Genomic DNA, 14,783 nt, shown 5'->3' on the forward strand with positions numbered 1-14,783 from the left:
ACCCGTATGCACATTTCCGAGGAGACGCTTCCGGAGCGCCCCCGACCCCACGGACAAAGGGCACGCATATCAGGGGCGCGGGGAACTGCGCGACAAGCCACGACGGCGCGGCACACGGCCGAACAAGCCCCGGGGGCACCCCGGAAGCCGAACCCACCCACCGGCCGGTGGACGGCCGACAAGCCCCGGGGGCACCCCGTCGGCCGAGAACACCCACCGGCCGGTGGACGGCCGACAAGCCCCGGGGGCACCCCGTCGGCCGAGAACACCCACCGGCCGGTGGACGGCCGACACGCCCCGGGGGCACCCCGCACGAACCCCCCGCGCCCCGCGAGGAATTGGTGGAAACGCCGGGCGCCGGGGATCCACCGGATCCACACTCGTTCGGGTGCTTGACGTCAGGTCGAGGCGGGCACCAACACACCCCAGGGTTGTCGACCGTCCAGCGGGAGGGCATGTGCCGGAGTCACGGATCGCGCTGCGGGCGGCGGACCGCGGGGAGGTGGAGCGGCTGCTGGAGCGGGCCGTGGCCGGACGGCGGACGCCGGACGGACCCGGCACGGCCACGGAGACCACGGCCGCCGACGCGGACGCCGCGCTGCTCGCGCTCGGCCGGGAGCGGCTGGCGGAGATCGCCGGGGCCGCGGCCGACGAGTACGCGGCGTACCGCCGCGCGCTGGCCTCGGCGGCCGGGCGCCCCGGCACTCCCTCGCGTTCGGCGGGCGCGATCGGGCTCGCGGCGGGCGTCTCGGCGGCCGTGGCCTTCGGCACGGACCTGGGCTTCGGGCTGTCGCCGGGCGCCGCGCTGGTGACCGGAGCGGCCGTGGGCGTGGCCGGCGCCGCGATGCAGAGCGTGACGTCGGGCCGCGGCGCCTCCGGCAAGGCCGCCAGGGAGGCGGCGAACGCGCCCGGCGGCCCCGCACAGGCGCGGCTGCTGTGGCTGGCCGCGGTGGAGCGGCGCGGCATCCGGCCGTTCCTGGAGACCGAGCACGCGGCGGCGTCCGGCGCCCCCGCGCAGGCGACGGACCCGTCCGCGGCGGCGGGGTCACGGCGGTCCGCGGACGGTTCCCCCTCGGCCGGCACGGCAGGGGCGGACACCGCCCCGCCGGAAGCGCCGCGGCCGGAGGAGGGTCACGCGGCCCCGGCACGCACGGACGGAGCCGCCGCCCGGCCCCCGGCGCCGCGCAAGGCCGCGGCCTCGGGCACCGTCCCGGGGGCCGGCGCGATTCCCGCGCCCCGGCGCTCGGGCGACCGCAGCGCCGCGGCCCGCACCCGCGCCGTGCTCGACCAGTCCTTCGGCCATCTCCCCGAGCTGCGGGGGCCGTTCACCGGCCGCCGCGCGCACCTCGCGCAGATCGCCCAGTGGGTGCACCAGGCTCGCGCGTCCACCGGCGTGCGGCCCACGGTGGTGCTGCTGCACGGCCCGGCAGGCAGCGGCCGCACGACCCTGGCGGTGCGCGCCACGCAGCAGTTGAAGGACCAGTTCCGCGGCGCCTGCGTGGTGGACCTGAGGGGTGCGGACGCACCGCTGCCGGCCCGGGACGCGCTGCTGCACCTGCTGAACCGGCTCGGCGCGCCGCGCGACCAGCTGCTGTTCCGGGAGCGGCAGGACCGGCAGGACGGCGGCCAGCACCTGCGCCGGCTGGCCGAGCAGTACCAGCAGCACCTCACCGACGTCCCGGTGGTGATCGTGCTGGACGAGGCGACGAGCGCCGAGCAGGTGCGGGCGGCGGTGCCGGAGCGCTCGGAGTCGCTGGTGCTCGTCATCGCGCGCGAGCCCTTCGACCTGGGGCTGCCCGCCGAGTGGACGCACACCCTCGAGGTCGGCGCGCTCGGCGCGGACGACACCTTCGCGCTGCTCGACGCGCTCGCCGACGACGCGGGGGTGCAGGGCCCGCGCCCGGCCGAGACCGAGCGGCTGCGGGAACTGTGCGCGGGCCTGCCGATCGCGCTGCGGATCGCCGGTGCGGCGCTGCGCGACCACGGCAGCGCGACCCGGCTGGCCGCCGACATCGAGGTGTTCGGACCGCAGGCCCCCGTCGACCGGGTGCTGGCGCTGCGCTACCACGACCTGGCGGAGCCCGACCGGCGGCTGCTGCGCCGCCTGGCCCTGGCCGGCCGCGCCAGCTTCGGCGCGGCCGCGGCGGCCGCGCTGCTGGCCACCGACGAGCAGGAGGCGGACCGGCGGCTGGCCGAACTGGCCGCGGCCGGGCTGATCGAGAACGTCCGCGGCAGCCGCTACCGCCCCCACGAGCTGGTCCGGCGGTTCGCCGGCGAGCGGCTGCTGGACGAGGAGGACCCGGTGGAGCGGGCGGCCGCGCACGAGCGGCTGATCCGCTCCTACGCGGACCTGGCGAACACCGTGATCCGGCTGGTGGAGGGCAGGACGTCGACCCGCGCCGGCCGGTTCGGGCAGCACGGCTTCGCGTCGCTGGAGCTGGCGCTGCGCTGGCTGGACGAGGAGTCCAGCTTCATCACCGGCGCGCTGCGCGACGCGGAGGGCGTGGACGGGGCGGCCGTGCAGGCACTGCTGGGCGCGCTGTGCGACTACTGCCTGCTGCGCGGCGACCTGTACCGGCTGGGCGAGATCAGCGAGATGGCGCAGGCCCGGCAGGCGAAGGACCGGGGGCCGGGGCGGCCGGGCGAGGACCGCTCGGTGCTGGTCCGCTCGGTGCAGTGGCGCACCGGCATCGCGGCCCGGCAGCTCGGCGAGCTGGACAAGGCCCGCTCCACGCTGACGTCGGTGGTGGACCTGTACTTCGAGGCGCAGCACCCGGCGGGCGCCGCGCGGGCGCTCAACAGCCTGGGCATCACCCTCCACCACCAGGGCAACCTGCGGGAGGCCGAGGCGAAGCTGCGCGAGGCGCTGGCGATCCAGGGCACCTCGGCGGAGCTGGACGAAGACCGGGCCTGGACGCTGCACGCGCTGGGTGCGGTGCTGCGCGATCTGGGCCGGCTCGGCGAGGCGCTGGAACTGCTGCACGCCTCGCTGCGGCTGCACCGGGCCAACGAGAGCGTGCAGGGCGAGGCGTGGGCGCATCTGCAGCTCGGCCAGTCGTACCTGCGGCTGGGCCGCGTCGAGGAGGGCGAGGCGGAACTGCGGGCGGCCGGCCAGTCGTACGCGCTGGCGCGCGACCCGCGCGGTTCGGCGTGGACGCTCACGCAGCTGGCACGGGCCCGGCTGCTGCGCGGCGAGACGCACGAGGCGGCCCGCGACCTGGACGAGGCGGTGCAGCGGCACCGCGGCAACGACGACGCCCGCGGCGAGGCGTGGACGCTGTACTACCTGGGCCAGGCGCTGGAGGAGAGCGGCGACATCGACACCGCGCTGCGCACCCTGGAGCGCGCGCGCACCATGTTCTCCCGCATGCGGGACGTCTACGGGCTGGCGTGCGCCCGGCACCACTCGGCGCGGGTGACCCGCGACCTGCGGGCGGCGCGCACCGGGAACCTGCGCAACTCCGGCTTCGCGCGCCAGTTGCTGCAGGACGCGCGGCAGGACTTCCGGCGGATCGGCGTGGCGGACGGCGAGGCGTGGTCGTGCGTGGAGCTGGCGGTCATCGACGCCGGCAACGGGCGGCTGCTGGAGGCCCTGGGGCTGCTCCAGGAGGCGTCGGAGCTGTTCACCGCGCTCGGCGACGTGCGCGGCCGGGACTGGTCGGAGTTCCTGCGGGCGACGCTGCTGCCGCTGCTGGCCGCGGACCTGGGGAGCGCGGGGTCGACGGGGACGTCGTATCCGCAGGAGGTGGTCGGTGAGGCCCGCGAGACGATGCGGGCGCTGGCCGCGGAGTCGCACCCGAGCCGGGACCCGGACCTCCAGGAGTACGCGACGGCGTACGGGCTGCTGCTGGACCAGGGCAGCGTGGTGCCGGGAGGGCCGTGGGACGCCTGGCGGCTGGGCATGACGCCGGGCCGCTCGGCGCGGATGATCCTGGCACTGCCGGACGCGGACGGCTAGCCCCGTCCGGAGGTCGTGCCGTCAGGTCGTGCCGTCAGCACGCCGGCCGGACCGGCGGTACGCGACAGGCGGGGTCACGGCCGCTCGGTGCGAGCCGCCGGCCCCCGCCCGTCACGCCTGCGGCGGCTTGGCGTCCGACGGCTCGCGCGGGGCGGCCGCCTGCGGCGCCTTCTGCTCCTCGAAGTCGATCTTCTTCATCTGCTTGCCCATGTTCTTCATGAGCATGTACAGCCCGACGGCCATGACGGCGAAGATCACGAAGCCGAGGAGCCCGGGCGTCACCTTGTTGTCGTCCAGCTCGGCGGCGAGCGGAACGAGCTGGTGGAGGGCGTGGGTCTGAGTCACGCCCCCCATTGTCCCCTAGGCCCCGCGGATGCCCGCAAAGAGGTCGTCCTCCGGCAGCGACACGTCGACGCGGGTCTGCGCCAGCTCGTAGTCCTCCGTCGGCCACACCTCGCGCTGGAGGTCCATCGGGACGCGGAACCAGCCGCCGTCCGGGTCGATCTGCGTGGCGTGCGCGAGCAGCGCCTTGTCGCGGATCTCGAAGAACTCCGCGCACGGCACGTGGGTGGTGATGCTGCGATCCGGGCGGGCGAACTCCTCCCAGCGCTTGAGCCACTCCCCGTACGGCGACTCCAGGCCGCGGGCCAGCAGCGCCTCGTGCAGCGCGATCGTGCGCTGCTTGTTGAAGCCCTGGTTGTAGTAGAGCTTCAGCGGCGTCCAGGGCGCGCCGGCCTCGGGGAACCGCGTCGGGTCGCCGGCGGCCTCGAAGGCCACCATGGAGATCTTGTGGGTCATGATGTGGTCGGGGTGGGGGTACCCGCCGTTCTCGTCGTACGTGGTGATCACGTGCGGCCGGAACTCGCGGATGAGCCGCACCAGCGCGCCGGCCGCGTGGTCCACGTCCTGCAGGGCGAAGCACCCCTCGGGCAGCGGAGGCAGCGGGTCGCCCTCGGGCAGGCCGGAGTCGACGAAGCCGAGCCAGGCCTGGCGGACGCCGAGGATCTGACGGGCCTCGTCCATCTCGCGGGCCCGCACCTCGTGGATGTGCTCCTCGATGTAGGGGTCACCCTGGAGCTTGGGGTTGAGCACCGAGCCACGCTCGCCTCCGGTGCAGGTCGCCACCAGTACGTCCACCCCCTCGGACACGTACTTGGCCATGGTGGCCGCGCCCTTGCTCGACTCGTCGTCGGGGTGGGCGTGGACGGCCATCAGTCGCAGCTGCTCAGTCAAGGCAGAAACCTCAAGTCTCCCGTTGTCGATCCCCCTCCGTCGGCGGGAAGGGCGCCTTCTATAGTGACCGAGTGCGGGGGCGAATAATTCCGTGGCCCCCGATCGGGAGGAACGATCATGACGGCCGTGCAGTCCGAGCCGCCCGCCTCCCCTCCTGAGGGGCGCTACGGCAGCGGCGACCGCCGCTTCGACCGCGACGCGGACGCCCGCGCCGACCGGACGCTGCGCCGCGTCGCCCTGGTGCTCGGCGTGCTCGTCGCCGTCGGCATCGGCTGGTACGGCTGGCGCAGCATCGCGGACAGTCCCGTCAGCGCCCAGGTCGTGGCGTTCAAGGCGGTGTCCGACCAGGCGGTCGAGATCCACCTGGAGGTCCACAAGGACGCCGGCTCCGCCGTGGTGTGCACGCTGCGCTCGGAGGACGCCGACCACAACGAGGTCGGCCGCAAGGACGTGCGGCTCACCCAGCACGCCGGGCAGGTCGACACCGTGGTGACGGTGCGCACCACCGCCCGCGGGACCACCGGCGAGCTGGTGGGCTGCAGCACCGCGTCGCGCTGACCGGCGCGACCGGCCGGCCGTTACCCCGAGTGAGGGGCCGGTCGCCGCGCAGCGCCTCCTTCACTCCCGTCCCGGGCCGGGAATTGTTAGGCTCGTGGTTTCGTCCCGTCAGCCGGTGGCAATGCAATTGTTCACCGGGCACGTACTCGTACGTCGGCTGGCGGGGACGATCCGCCGGCCGCATTCGTTCACGCGGCGGCGAAAAGTCCGCGGAGGGTCCGCCGGACATTCACACCGCACGACAGTACCGACGAGGAGCACCTGTGACCCAGACCAGCGACAACGTCACCTGGCTCACCCAGGCGGCGTACGACCAGCTCAGGGCAGAGCTGGAGCACCTGTCTGGTCCCGCACGCGCCGAGATCGTCGCCAAGATCGAGGAAGCCCGCCAGGAAGGCGATCTCAAGGAGAACGCCGGTTACCACGCGGCGCGCGAGGACCAGGGCAAGCTCGAGCTGCGTATCCGCCAGCTCAACCAGATCCTGGAGACCGCCAAGGTGGGCGAGGCCCCGGCGGACGACGGCACGGTGTCCCCGGGCATGGTCGTCACCATCGCCTTCGACGGCGACCCGGACGACACGATGACGTTCCTGCTGGGCTCCCGCGAGGGCGTGGGCGCCGACATGGAGACGTACTCCCCGCAGTCGCCCCTCGGCAGCGGCGTGAACGGCCGCCGCATCGGCGAGGACGCCACGTACGAGCTGCCCAACGGCAAGTCGGCCACGGTGAAGATCCTCGAGGTCAAGCCCTACACCGGCTGATCTTCGGGCCCGCCCGCTCGCCTCTCCGGGCCGGGCCGCAGAGCACGCACAGCAGCCCCTGCCCGCCTCATCGGCGCGCAGGGGCTGTCGCGTTCGTCGTCTCGTCCGCCCTCCACCGATGTAGCCCTCGAGCCAAAGGGCGCGCCGCTGTCGAAAGGAAGAACGCGCGGAGGCCCCGAGGAACGAGGGGCCGAGCACGATCGACCGTCGACAGCGGGTCGGAGCGCCCGGAGGCGAGAGGGCGGCGGATCAGGCAGTCGCCGAGCGGTACTTGCGGACCGCCCAGGTGCGGAAGACGGCGACGATGACGACGGACCAGGCCAGGGAGGCCCAGACGGGGTGCTCCATGGGCCAGGCGTTGGACTGGACGACGCCGGGGTTGCCGAAGAGCACCCGGCAGGCCTGGACGGTGGCGCTGAAGGGGTTCCACTCGGCCACGTGCCGCAGCCACGGCGTCATGTTCTCCGGGCTGACGAACGCGTTGGAGACGAACGTGACCGGGAAGAGCCAGATCAGGCCGCCGGAGGTGGCCGCCTCGGGGGTGCGCACGGACAGGCCGATGAGCGCGCCGATCCAGGAGAACGCGTAGCCCAGGAGCAGCAGCAGCGCGAACGCCGCGAACATCTTCGGGATGCCGTTGTGCACGCGCCAGCCGACGAGCACGCCGACGACGGCCAGCACGACGACGGTCAGCGCGGTCTGCACGAGGTCGGCCAGGGTGCGGCCGGTGAGCACCGCGCCGCGGGACATCGGCAGCGACCGGAAGCGGTCGATGAGGCCCTTGTGCATGTCGTCCGCGATGCCCGCGCCGGCTCCGGCGGTGGCGAAGGTGACGGTCTGCGCGAAGATGCCGGCCATCAGGAAGTTGCGGTAGTCGCTCGTGCTGAGGGATCCTCCGACCGCCACGGATCCGCCGAAGACGTAGCTGAACAGCACCACGAACATGATCGGCTGGATGAGCCCGAAAATGACGACCTCGGGAATCCGCATCATCCGCAGCAGGTTCCGCTTGGCCACGACCAGGGAGTCGTGCGCGGACTGCATCACACCGCCGCGGGCGACGGGCGCCAGGGTGACCGACGGGGAGTCGGTGGCGGCACTCACTTGACGGCCTCCTTCTGCTTCTTCTTCGCGTTCTTCTTCGCGTCGGCCGGGACGCCGGCCGCGCTCCCGTCGTCCTCGGTGCCCTCGGCGACCTCGGCCGCGTGGCCGGTGAGGGAGATGAACACGTCGTCCAGGGTCGGGCGGCGCAGACCGATGTCGTCGATCTCGATGCCCTGCGCGTCCAGGTCGCGGATGACCTCCGCGAGCAGCTTGGCGCCGCCGGTGACGGGGACGGTGATCTTGCGGGTGTGCTGCTCGATCTTGGCCTCGTCCTGGCCGTAGCGGGCCAGCACGCGGGCGGACTCCTCGATGCGCTCGCGGTCGTGCACGACGACCTCGACGCGCTCGCCGCCGGTCTGCGCCTTGAGCTCGTCGGAGGTGCCGCGGGCGATGACCAGCCCGTGGTCGATCACGCAGATGTCGTGCGCGAGGTGGTCGGCCTCCTCCAGGTACTGCGTGGTCAGCAGCAGGGTGGTGCCGCCGGCGACCAGTTCCTGGATGACCTCCCACAGCGCCTGCCGGTTCCTCGGGTCGAGGCCGGTGGTCGGCTCGTCCATGAACATCACGGGCGGGCTGACGACGAGTGCGGCGGCCAGGTCGAGCCGGCGCCGCATGCCGCCGGAGTACGTCTTGGCGGTGCGGTCGGCGGCGTCGGCGAGGTGGAAGCGCTCCAGCAGTTCGTCCGCCCGGCGGCGGGCGTCCTTGGCCCCCAACTGGTAGAGCTGGCCGACCATCTGCAGGTTCTCGCGGCCGGTCAGGTACTCGTCGACCGCGGCGAACTGGCCGGACAGGCCGATGTGCCGCCTGACCTCGTTGGGATGCTTGAGCACGTCGATGCCCGCGACGACGGCCGTGCCGCTGTCGGGTTGCAGAAGGGTGGTCAGGACGCGCACGGCGGTGGTCTTCCCAGCGCCGTTGGGGCCGAGCAGGCCGAGGACGGTGCCCTCCGGCACGTCGAGATCCACTCCCCCCAGTGCCCTGACGTCGCCGAAGGTCTTCACGAGACCCTCGGCGTAGATGGCGCCCGGCATGTTCTTCGCTCCTGTCGGTGGGTGCTGTGTCGGATGCTGCTGTGTGCTTGCTTTCTGCCGCTTGTGTGACCGGCCGCCGCCGCGAAACTCATCGGCCGTGCCGTCCCGCGCGGAACCGCCCACGGGAATCCGCGGAACGGCACTCTCACGATGGAACGCGAGAATGCCAGACGCGATATATCGCGTCAACCGGTTTGCGCGGGTGCGTCAGGCGAGCACCGTGTAACCGGCGTCCCGCAGGGCGGTGGCGACCGCCGCGCAGTGGTCGGGACCCTTGGTCTCCAGGTGCAGCTCGACCTCGGCCTCGGTGAGCCCCAGCCGGGGATCGGTCCGCACATGGCTGATGTCCGTCACGTTAGCGTCCACCACTGACAGCACCCCCAGAAGCGTGGCCAGCGCGCCCGGCCGGTCGGTGAGCAGCAGCCGCAGCGACAGGTAGCGGCCCGCCGCGGACATGCCGTGCCGCAGGATCCGCTGCATCAGCAGCGGGTCGACGTTGCCGCCGGACAGCACCGCCACGATGGGGCCCTCGAAGGCGTCCGGCCGCGCCAGCAGCGCCGCCACCGAGCTGGCGCCGGCCGGCTCCACGACCAGCTTGGCGCGTTCCAGGCACAGCAGCAGCGCCGAGGACAGCTGGTCCTCGGTGACCGTCACGACGTCGTCGACCAGTTCCCTGATCAGGGCGAACGGCACGTCGCCGGGCCGGCCGACCATGATGCCGTCGGCCATCGTGGCCACCGCGTCCAGCGCCACCGGGCGCCCGGCCGTCAGCGACGGCGGGTACGCGGCCGCGCCGGCCGCCTGCACGCCGACGATCCGCACCTCGGGCCGCAGCGCCTTCACCGCGACCGCCACCCCGGCCGCGAGCCCGCCGCCGCCGATGCCCACGACGACGGTGCGCACCTCCGGGCACTGCTCCAGGATCTCCAGACCCACGGTGCCCTGCCCGGCGATGACGTCCGGGTGGTCGAAGGGGTGGATGAACACCGCCCCGGTCTCCTCCGCGTACTCCCGCGCCGCGTGCAGCGTCTCGTCGACGACGGTGCCGGTCATGCGGACCTCGGCGCCGTAGTCGCGGGTCGCGGCGACCTTCGGCAGCGGGGCGCCCACCGGCATGAAGACCGTGGAGTGGACGCCGAGCAGGGAGGCCGCGAGCGCCACGCCCTGCGCGTGGTTGCCGGCGCTGGCCGCGACCACGCCGGCCGCGCGCTCCTCGGGGCGCAGGCCGGAGATCCTCACGTACGCGCCGCGGATCTTGAACGATCCGGTCCGCTGGAGGTTCTCGCACTTGAGGTGCACGGGTGCCCCGACCAGCGACGACAGGTGCCGGGAGCCCTCCATGGTGGTGACCCGGGCTACGCCGGAGAGCATTTTGTGCGCGCCTCGCACGTCGTCGAGGGTGACCGACAGGGGCGCCGTTCCGTCCATGGGGCAAGTCTGTCAGCTCCCACGGCGCGCCACGCCCGGGGCGCTCACCAGGGCGTCTTCGGGTACCGCCCGAACAGGCGGCCGGACGGCCGCGGCGGGACCATGGAGGGAGCGCCACCGACCACCGCGCCGGGTCCCGCCGGGACCCTCTCCGGGTTTGCGCGGGAAGGGTCCCGACGTCATGCGGGCCGCGTACTCTTCTCGCATCTTTTCCGCCATCCCGCCCCTACAGCAGGGCCGACAGATCGCGAGCTTCAAGGCCATGTCCAACCCTCCGGAGTCCTCGACCGACCTTTTCGAGCGCCTCCAGCACCAGGTCGCCCTCTTCGCCCGCCGCGCGGAACAGACCCGGCTGGGCGGCGTCGGCAAGGCCCGCAACTCGATGGACCGCGCCGCCTATCTGCTCCTCAACCGGCTCGACCGGGAGGGCCCGATGGGCGTCAAGGCGCTCGCGGAGGCCATGGGCATCGACTCCTCCACGGTGACCCGGCAGGTGGCGCCGCTGGTCGACACCGGCCTGGTCAAGCGGACCTCGCACCCGGAGGACGGCCGGGCGGTGGTGCTGGCGCTGTCGCCGCGCGGCCGCAGCCGGCTGGAGGAGGTGCGCGACTCGCGCCGCCGCCTGATGGCGCAGGTGACGGAGGACTGGACGACGCAGGAGCGGGAGGTCTTCACCGGCCTGCTGGCCCGCTTCAACACCGCGCTCGCCGAGTGGCACGCGGGACTCGGGCAGCGTGACGAGACGGACGGCGTGCCTGGTGCGGCCGACGGCGCGTCCCTGGGCGAGGGCGTCCGCGAACCGGCCGGCACCGGTGCGGTGGCGGGCGCCGCGGGAGACACCCAAGGGGGTTGACCTGAACGCGAGGTTGCCGTCCCATGGCGGCGTGGGCAGACGCCGGACGGTAGCGGACAGCCGACGGGACGCCGAGTTCGCGGCGTTCACCGCCGGCGCGGGGGGCCGACTGCTGCATACCGCCACCTTGCTGACCGGCGACCCCGCCGCCGCCGAACGTCTGCTGACCACCGTGCTCGCCCGGGTCTACGCCGACTGGTTCCGCATGCGCGCGGACGACCCGTACGAGCAGGCCAGGAGCGAGCTGGTGCGCCGCTTCCACCACCGCCCCTGGTGGAAGCGGCCGCGCGGCGGGGAGCTGGACAGCCTCAGCGGCCAGGAACGCCTCGTGGTCACGCTGCGGTACTTCGAGGGCGTCGCGGAGGAGCAGACGGCCGCGCAGCTCGGCCTGCCGGCGGATCGGGTGCGGGCGATCTGCTCGCGGGCCACGGCGACGCTGCGCAGCCGGCCGGCCCGGCCCGCCGCGCGCTCGGTGACCGAGGCGCGGGCCGCGGCCGCGGGCCGCGGGGAGCGGACCGGCGCCGGGCCGGGCGCCTCGGCGCCGGCGGCCGCGCCGCCGTCCGGCACGGGGGCCGCGGATGCGCCGCCGCCCGGCGCGGACCGGGACCCGGCGGTCGCCGCACCGGGCGGGTCGCACCGTTACGAGGGCACGCCGTGAGCCGGCTGCCGAACCGGCGCGACGAGGAGGTGCGGCGCCTGCTCGACACCCCGCACCCGGCCGTGCCCGTGGACCTCGCCGCGCGGGCGATGCTGCGCGGCCGGCGCATCGTGCACCGCCGCAGGATCGAGCACAGCGTGCTCTGGGCGCTGCTCGCCGCCGCGGTGATCGCCGGGATCGTGCTCACGGTGCTGAACTGGCCGCACTCCACGCCGCCGGTGCCGAACGACGGCACCTGGTGGTCGCCCAACGGCCCCGACTGACGCCCCACGGGCCCGGGTTCCCGGGCCCGCCTCGGTCCGGCTGACCGGGTGGTCAGCCGGGGATCGGTGGGCTCAGCCGAGGGCCTGGGTGAGGTCGGCGAGAAGGTCGTCGACCGCCTCGATGCCGACCGACAGGCGGACCAGGTCGGCGGGGACCTCCAGCGCGGAACCGGCGACGGAGGCGTGCGTCATGCGGCCCGGGTGCTCGATCAGCGACTCGACGCCGCCGAGCGACTCACCGAGGGTGAACAGCCGCGCCCGGTCGCAGACCCGCACCGCCGCCTCCTCGCCGCCGGCCACCCGGAACGAGACCATGCCGCCGAACGCCTTCATCTGCTTGGCGGCGACCTCGTGCCCGGGGTGGGTGTCCAGGCCGGGGTAGTACACCTGCGTCACGGCGGCGTGGCGGGTGAGCATCTCGGCGATCCGCCCGGCGTTCTCGCAGTGCCGGTCCATGCGGACCGCGAGGGTCTTCACGCCGCGCATCACCAGCCATGCGTCGAACGGCCCGGCCACCGCGCCCATCGCGTTCTGGTGGTAGGCCAGTTGCTCGCCCAGCTCGGCGTCGGCGCTGACCAGCGCGCCGCCGACGACGTCCGAGTGCCCGCCCATGTACTTCGTCAGCGAGTGCACGACGACGTCCGCGCCGAGCGCGAGCGGCTGCTGGAGGTAGGGGCTGGCGAAGGTGTTGTCGACCACCAGGCGCACACCGGCCTGCCGGGCCACGCCGGCCAGCGCCGCGATGTCGGTGATGCCGAGCAGCGGGTTGGACGGCGTCTCCACCCAGATCAGCTTGGTCTGCGGGCGCAGCGCGTCCCTGACCGCCTGCACGTCGGAGGTGTCGGCCACCGACCACTCCACGCCCCACCGCTCCACGACCTTCGCGAACAGCCGGAAGGTGCCGCCGTAGGCGTCGTTGGGGATGACCACGTGGTCGCCCGGCGCCAGCAGCGTGCGCAGCAGGCAGTCCTCGGCGGCCAGGCCGCTGGCGAAGGCCAGGCCGCGGCGGCCGCCCTCCAGCGCGGCGAGGTTCTCCTCCAGCGCGGTCCTGGTCGGGTTGGCGGAGCGGCTGTACTCGTAGCCGCCGCGCAGGCCGCCGACGCCGTCCTGCTTGTACGTGGACACCTGGTAGATCGGCGTCACGACGGCGCCTGTCGTGGCGTCGGCCGGCTGTCCGGCGTGGATCGCCAGCGTCTCGAAGTGCTCTTCGCTCATGGCGCGAGCGTATCCGTCTCCGGCCCCCCTTCGACGGCCCGCCACCCGCCCGCCGTCGGCGCGTTGACCCTGTCCCGCACCGCTCGCCACGGCACCGCGGGCCCTGACCTGGTCAGGGGCCCGGCGCCCGGCCCGGGGCGTCGCCTGGCGGTGCCGGGGTCAGTGCGAACGGCCGGCCGGGGCGCCCGGGCCGGCCGGACCGGCCGCGCCGGGCGGGCCCGTCGGCAGGGGGTGTGCGGCGCGGGCGGCCGGGCAGCCGGCGGCGTCGGGCGGCGCGGGGGCGGGACGCCGCAGGCAGTGCGCGGTCAGGACGAGGCAGAGGCCGGTGAGCATCACGGCGTCGCGGAAGGCGCGGCGCTGGAGGGACTCCAGGGCGGGGACGAGGAGCGCGCCGTTCTGGGGGAGCAGGACGATCCAGAACCAGGGCGACCGCGGCACCGCGCCGCGCAGCGGCAGCGAGGCCAGCAGGACCGGCAGGACCACCAGGACGTAGTGGAGGAACGCGGGCCGGGACAGTACGAAGGTGGCCAGCATGAGCATGCTCGCCGTCTCCACCAGGCGCAGCCGGCCGTCGCCGCCGCGCCGCCAGCGGATCCAGGCCGCCGCCACACCCGCCGCGGCCAGCGCGGCGGCGATCAGGACCGCGGGCAGGTGCGGCACCCCGGCCCGCGGCAGGACGGTGCCGAGCGACGCGTCGTAGGGGCGGGCGAACGCGTCCTGGCCGTGCAGCAGGAACGGCAGGGTCTTGGTGACGAGCAGGCCGGGCCGCGGGATGAGCAGCGCGGCGAGCGCGGACGCCGCCAGGGGGATGCCGGCGAGCACCGCGAGCGCCCGCCATCTGCGGGCGAACACGAACAGCAGTGCCACCGGCAGCAGCATCGGCTTGCAGGCGATCGCCGCGCCGATCACGGCGGCGGCCGCCGTCCACCGGTTGCGGGCGGCCAGGCCGAGGGCGACGGGCAGCGCCAGCACCGACGCCACCGTCCAGTTGCCGAGCCCCACTTCGCTGCGGAACGGCGCGAAGTAGGCGAGCCCGCCGGCGACCGCGACGCCGAGCCTGCTGCGCAGGCCCACGTCGAAGATCCGCAGCGCCGCCCGCCAGCCGGCCAGGATCGCCAGCGCGGTGACGACGGGGACCAGCACCTGGAGGACCCGGGCGCCGAGTTCGGCCTCGGGGACGGCCAGCGGGACGCTGCTCGGCAGGTACAGCAGGCGCTTGTCGGCGTACGGCGAACGCCCGTCGAGCAAGGCGCGGCCCGCCGTGACCAGCACGCGGTTGTCGAGGCCGTTGGCCGCCGAACTCGCGATCTCCGTCACGGTCAGCACCAGGAGCAGCAGGGCCGCGCCCTGGGCGGGCAGCGAGGCACGGGCGCGCAGCCAGGCGCCGGGCGCGTCGACGCCGGGCCCCTGCCGCTCCTCGCCCGCGTCCCGTTGACCGCCGGGTCGCCGTCCCCGCTGGGGGCCGCGCACGAGTTCGCGGCCGAGACCGGGGCCGAGGCCGAGGACACGGTCACGTCCGCGACCGGCCCCGGCACCGGAGCCGCGCCCGGCGACCCCGCGACCGTCACCACCGCCGGCGCCGTTCATGGGCGCGCCGGGCAACCGTTTGTCATGGTTGCTCCCGTTCTGCCGCTGTATGCGGCGAACGTAGCAGCAGGCGCGGCGCGGCCGCGGGCACGACATGGCACCGGCCGCCCGGGACGGTCGTCCCGGGCGGCCGG

Annotated in this window: 13 protein-coding genes; 6 read left to right on the forward strand and 7 right to left on the reverse strand. The window is 74.4% G+C overall.

What is annotated here, in order from left to right; all coding sequences use genetic code 11:
* Positions 1-457: 457 nt before the first annotated feature.
* Entirely contained in the window at positions 458-3,958 is a 3,501-nt protein-coding gene (locus BMW99_RS34320) for a tetratricopeptide repeat protein (protein ID WP_075018164.1), read from the forward strand.
* A 111-nt stretch (positions 3,959-4,069) separates the two neighbouring features.
* Here the strand turns inward: BMW99_RS34320 and BMW99_RS34325 are convergent, their stop codons facing one another.
* Together BMW99_RS34325 and mca are read right to left on the reverse strand one after the other, a co-directional pair.
* On the reverse strand, positions 4,070-4,312 hold the full coding sequence (locus BMW99_RS34325; RefSeq protein WP_069466496.1) for a hypothetical protein: 243 nt from the start codon (positions 4,310-4,312) through the stop codon (positions 4,070-4,072).
* Positions 4,313-4,318: 6 nt separating this feature from the next.
* Entirely contained in the window at positions 4,319-5,191 is an 873-nt protein-coding gene (gene mca, locus BMW99_RS34330) for a mycothiol conjugate amidase Mca (protein ID WP_075018165.1), read from the reverse strand.
* Between the two features lie 117 nt (positions 5,192-5,308).
* Here mca and BMW99_RS34335 point away from each other — a divergent pair, with 117 nt between their 5' ends.
* Together BMW99_RS34335 and greA are read left to right on the forward strand one after the other, a co-directional pair.
* Positions 5,309-5,749, forward strand: coding sequence for a DUF4307 domain-containing protein (locus tag BMW99_RS34335; RefSeq protein WP_069466498.1), 441 nt, complete (start codon positions 5,309-5,311; stop codon positions 5,747-5,749).
* 263 nt (positions 5,750-6,012) lie between these two features.
* Positions 6,013-6,510 (forward strand): transcription elongation factor GreA, encoded by a 498-nt coding sequence (greA, locus tag BMW99_RS34340; RefSeq protein ID WP_069466499.1) that lies wholly within the window; start codon positions 6,013-6,015, stop codon positions 6,508-6,510.
* Positions 6,511-6,759: 249 nt separating this feature from the next.
* Here greA and BMW99_RS34345 read toward each other — a convergent pair whose 3' ends face one another.
* The 3 genes from BMW99_RS34345 to ilvA all read right to left on the reverse strand — a co-directional run bounded on the left by BMW99_RS34345 (position 6,760) and on the right by ilvA (position 10,073).
* Positions 6,760-7,554, reverse strand: coding sequence for an ABC transporter permease (locus tag BMW99_RS34345; protein WP_069466502.1), 795 nt, complete (start codon positions 7,552-7,554; stop codon positions 6,760-6,762).
* A gap of 56 nt (positions 7,555-7,610) precedes the next feature.
* Positions 7,611-8,645, reverse strand: a complete 1,035-nt coding sequence (locus BMW99_RS34350; protein ID WP_069466500.1) for an ATP-binding cassette domain-containing protein — start codon at positions 8,643-8,645, stop codon at positions 7,611-7,613.
* A gap of 207 nt (positions 8,646-8,852) precedes the next feature.
* Complete coding sequence (gene ilvA, locus BMW99_RS34355) at positions 8,853-10,073, reverse strand: threonine ammonia-lyase (RefSeq protein ID WP_069466501.1); 1,221 nt, start codon at positions 10,071-10,073, stop codon at positions 8,853-8,855.
* 262 nt (positions 10,074-10,335) lie between these two features.
* Between ilvA and BMW99_RS34360 the strand changes: the two genes are divergently transcribed.
* Genes BMW99_RS34360 through BMW99_RS34370 form a run of 3 tightly spaced genes read left to right on the forward strand, consistent with a single transcriptional unit; the run spans position 10,336 to position 11,847 of the window.
* On the forward strand, positions 10,336-10,926 hold the full coding sequence (locus BMW99_RS34360) for a MarR family winged helix-turn-helix transcriptional regulator (protein WP_079138907.1): 591 nt from the start codon (positions 10,336-10,338) through the stop codon (positions 10,924-10,926).
* Positions 10,927-10,957: 31 nt separating this feature from the next.
* Positions 10,958-11,584: a sigma factor-like helix-turn-helix DNA-binding protein gene (locus BMW99_RS34365; protein WP_075018166.1), complete on the forward strand. Its 627-nt coding sequence runs from the start codon at positions 10,958-10,960 to the stop codon at positions 11,582-11,584.
* Positions 11,581-11,847, forward strand: a complete 267-nt coding sequence (locus BMW99_RS34370) for a hypothetical protein (protein ID WP_075018167.1) — start codon at positions 11,581-11,583, stop codon at positions 11,845-11,847. The genes BMW99_RS34365 and BMW99_RS34370 overlap by 4 nt, the downstream gene beginning before the upstream one ends.
* A gap of 72 nt (positions 11,848-11,919) precedes the next feature.
* On the opposite strand, the gene BMW99_RS34375 is transcribed toward BMW99_RS34370, so the two are convergent.
* Both BMW99_RS34375 and BMW99_RS34380 read right to left on the reverse strand, forming a co-directional pair.
* Positions 11,920-13,062: a cystathionine gamma-synthase gene (locus BMW99_RS34375; protein WP_075018168.1), complete on the reverse strand. Its 1,143-nt coding sequence runs from the start codon at positions 13,060-13,062 to the stop codon at positions 11,920-11,922.
* 159 nt (positions 13,063-13,221) lie between these two features.
* Entirely contained in the window at positions 13,222-14,664 is a 1,443-nt protein-coding gene (locus BMW99_RS34380) for a glycosyltransferase family 87 protein (protein ID WP_245791746.1), read from the reverse strand.
* Positions 14,665-14,783 lie beyond the last annotated feature (119 nt).

The sequence above is a fragment of the Actinacidiphila rubida genome (assembly GCF_900110255.1).
In the GTDB taxonomy this organism is placed as follows: Bacteria; Actinomycetota; Actinomycetes; order Streptomycetales; family Streptomycetaceae; genus Actinacidiphila; species Actinacidiphila rubida.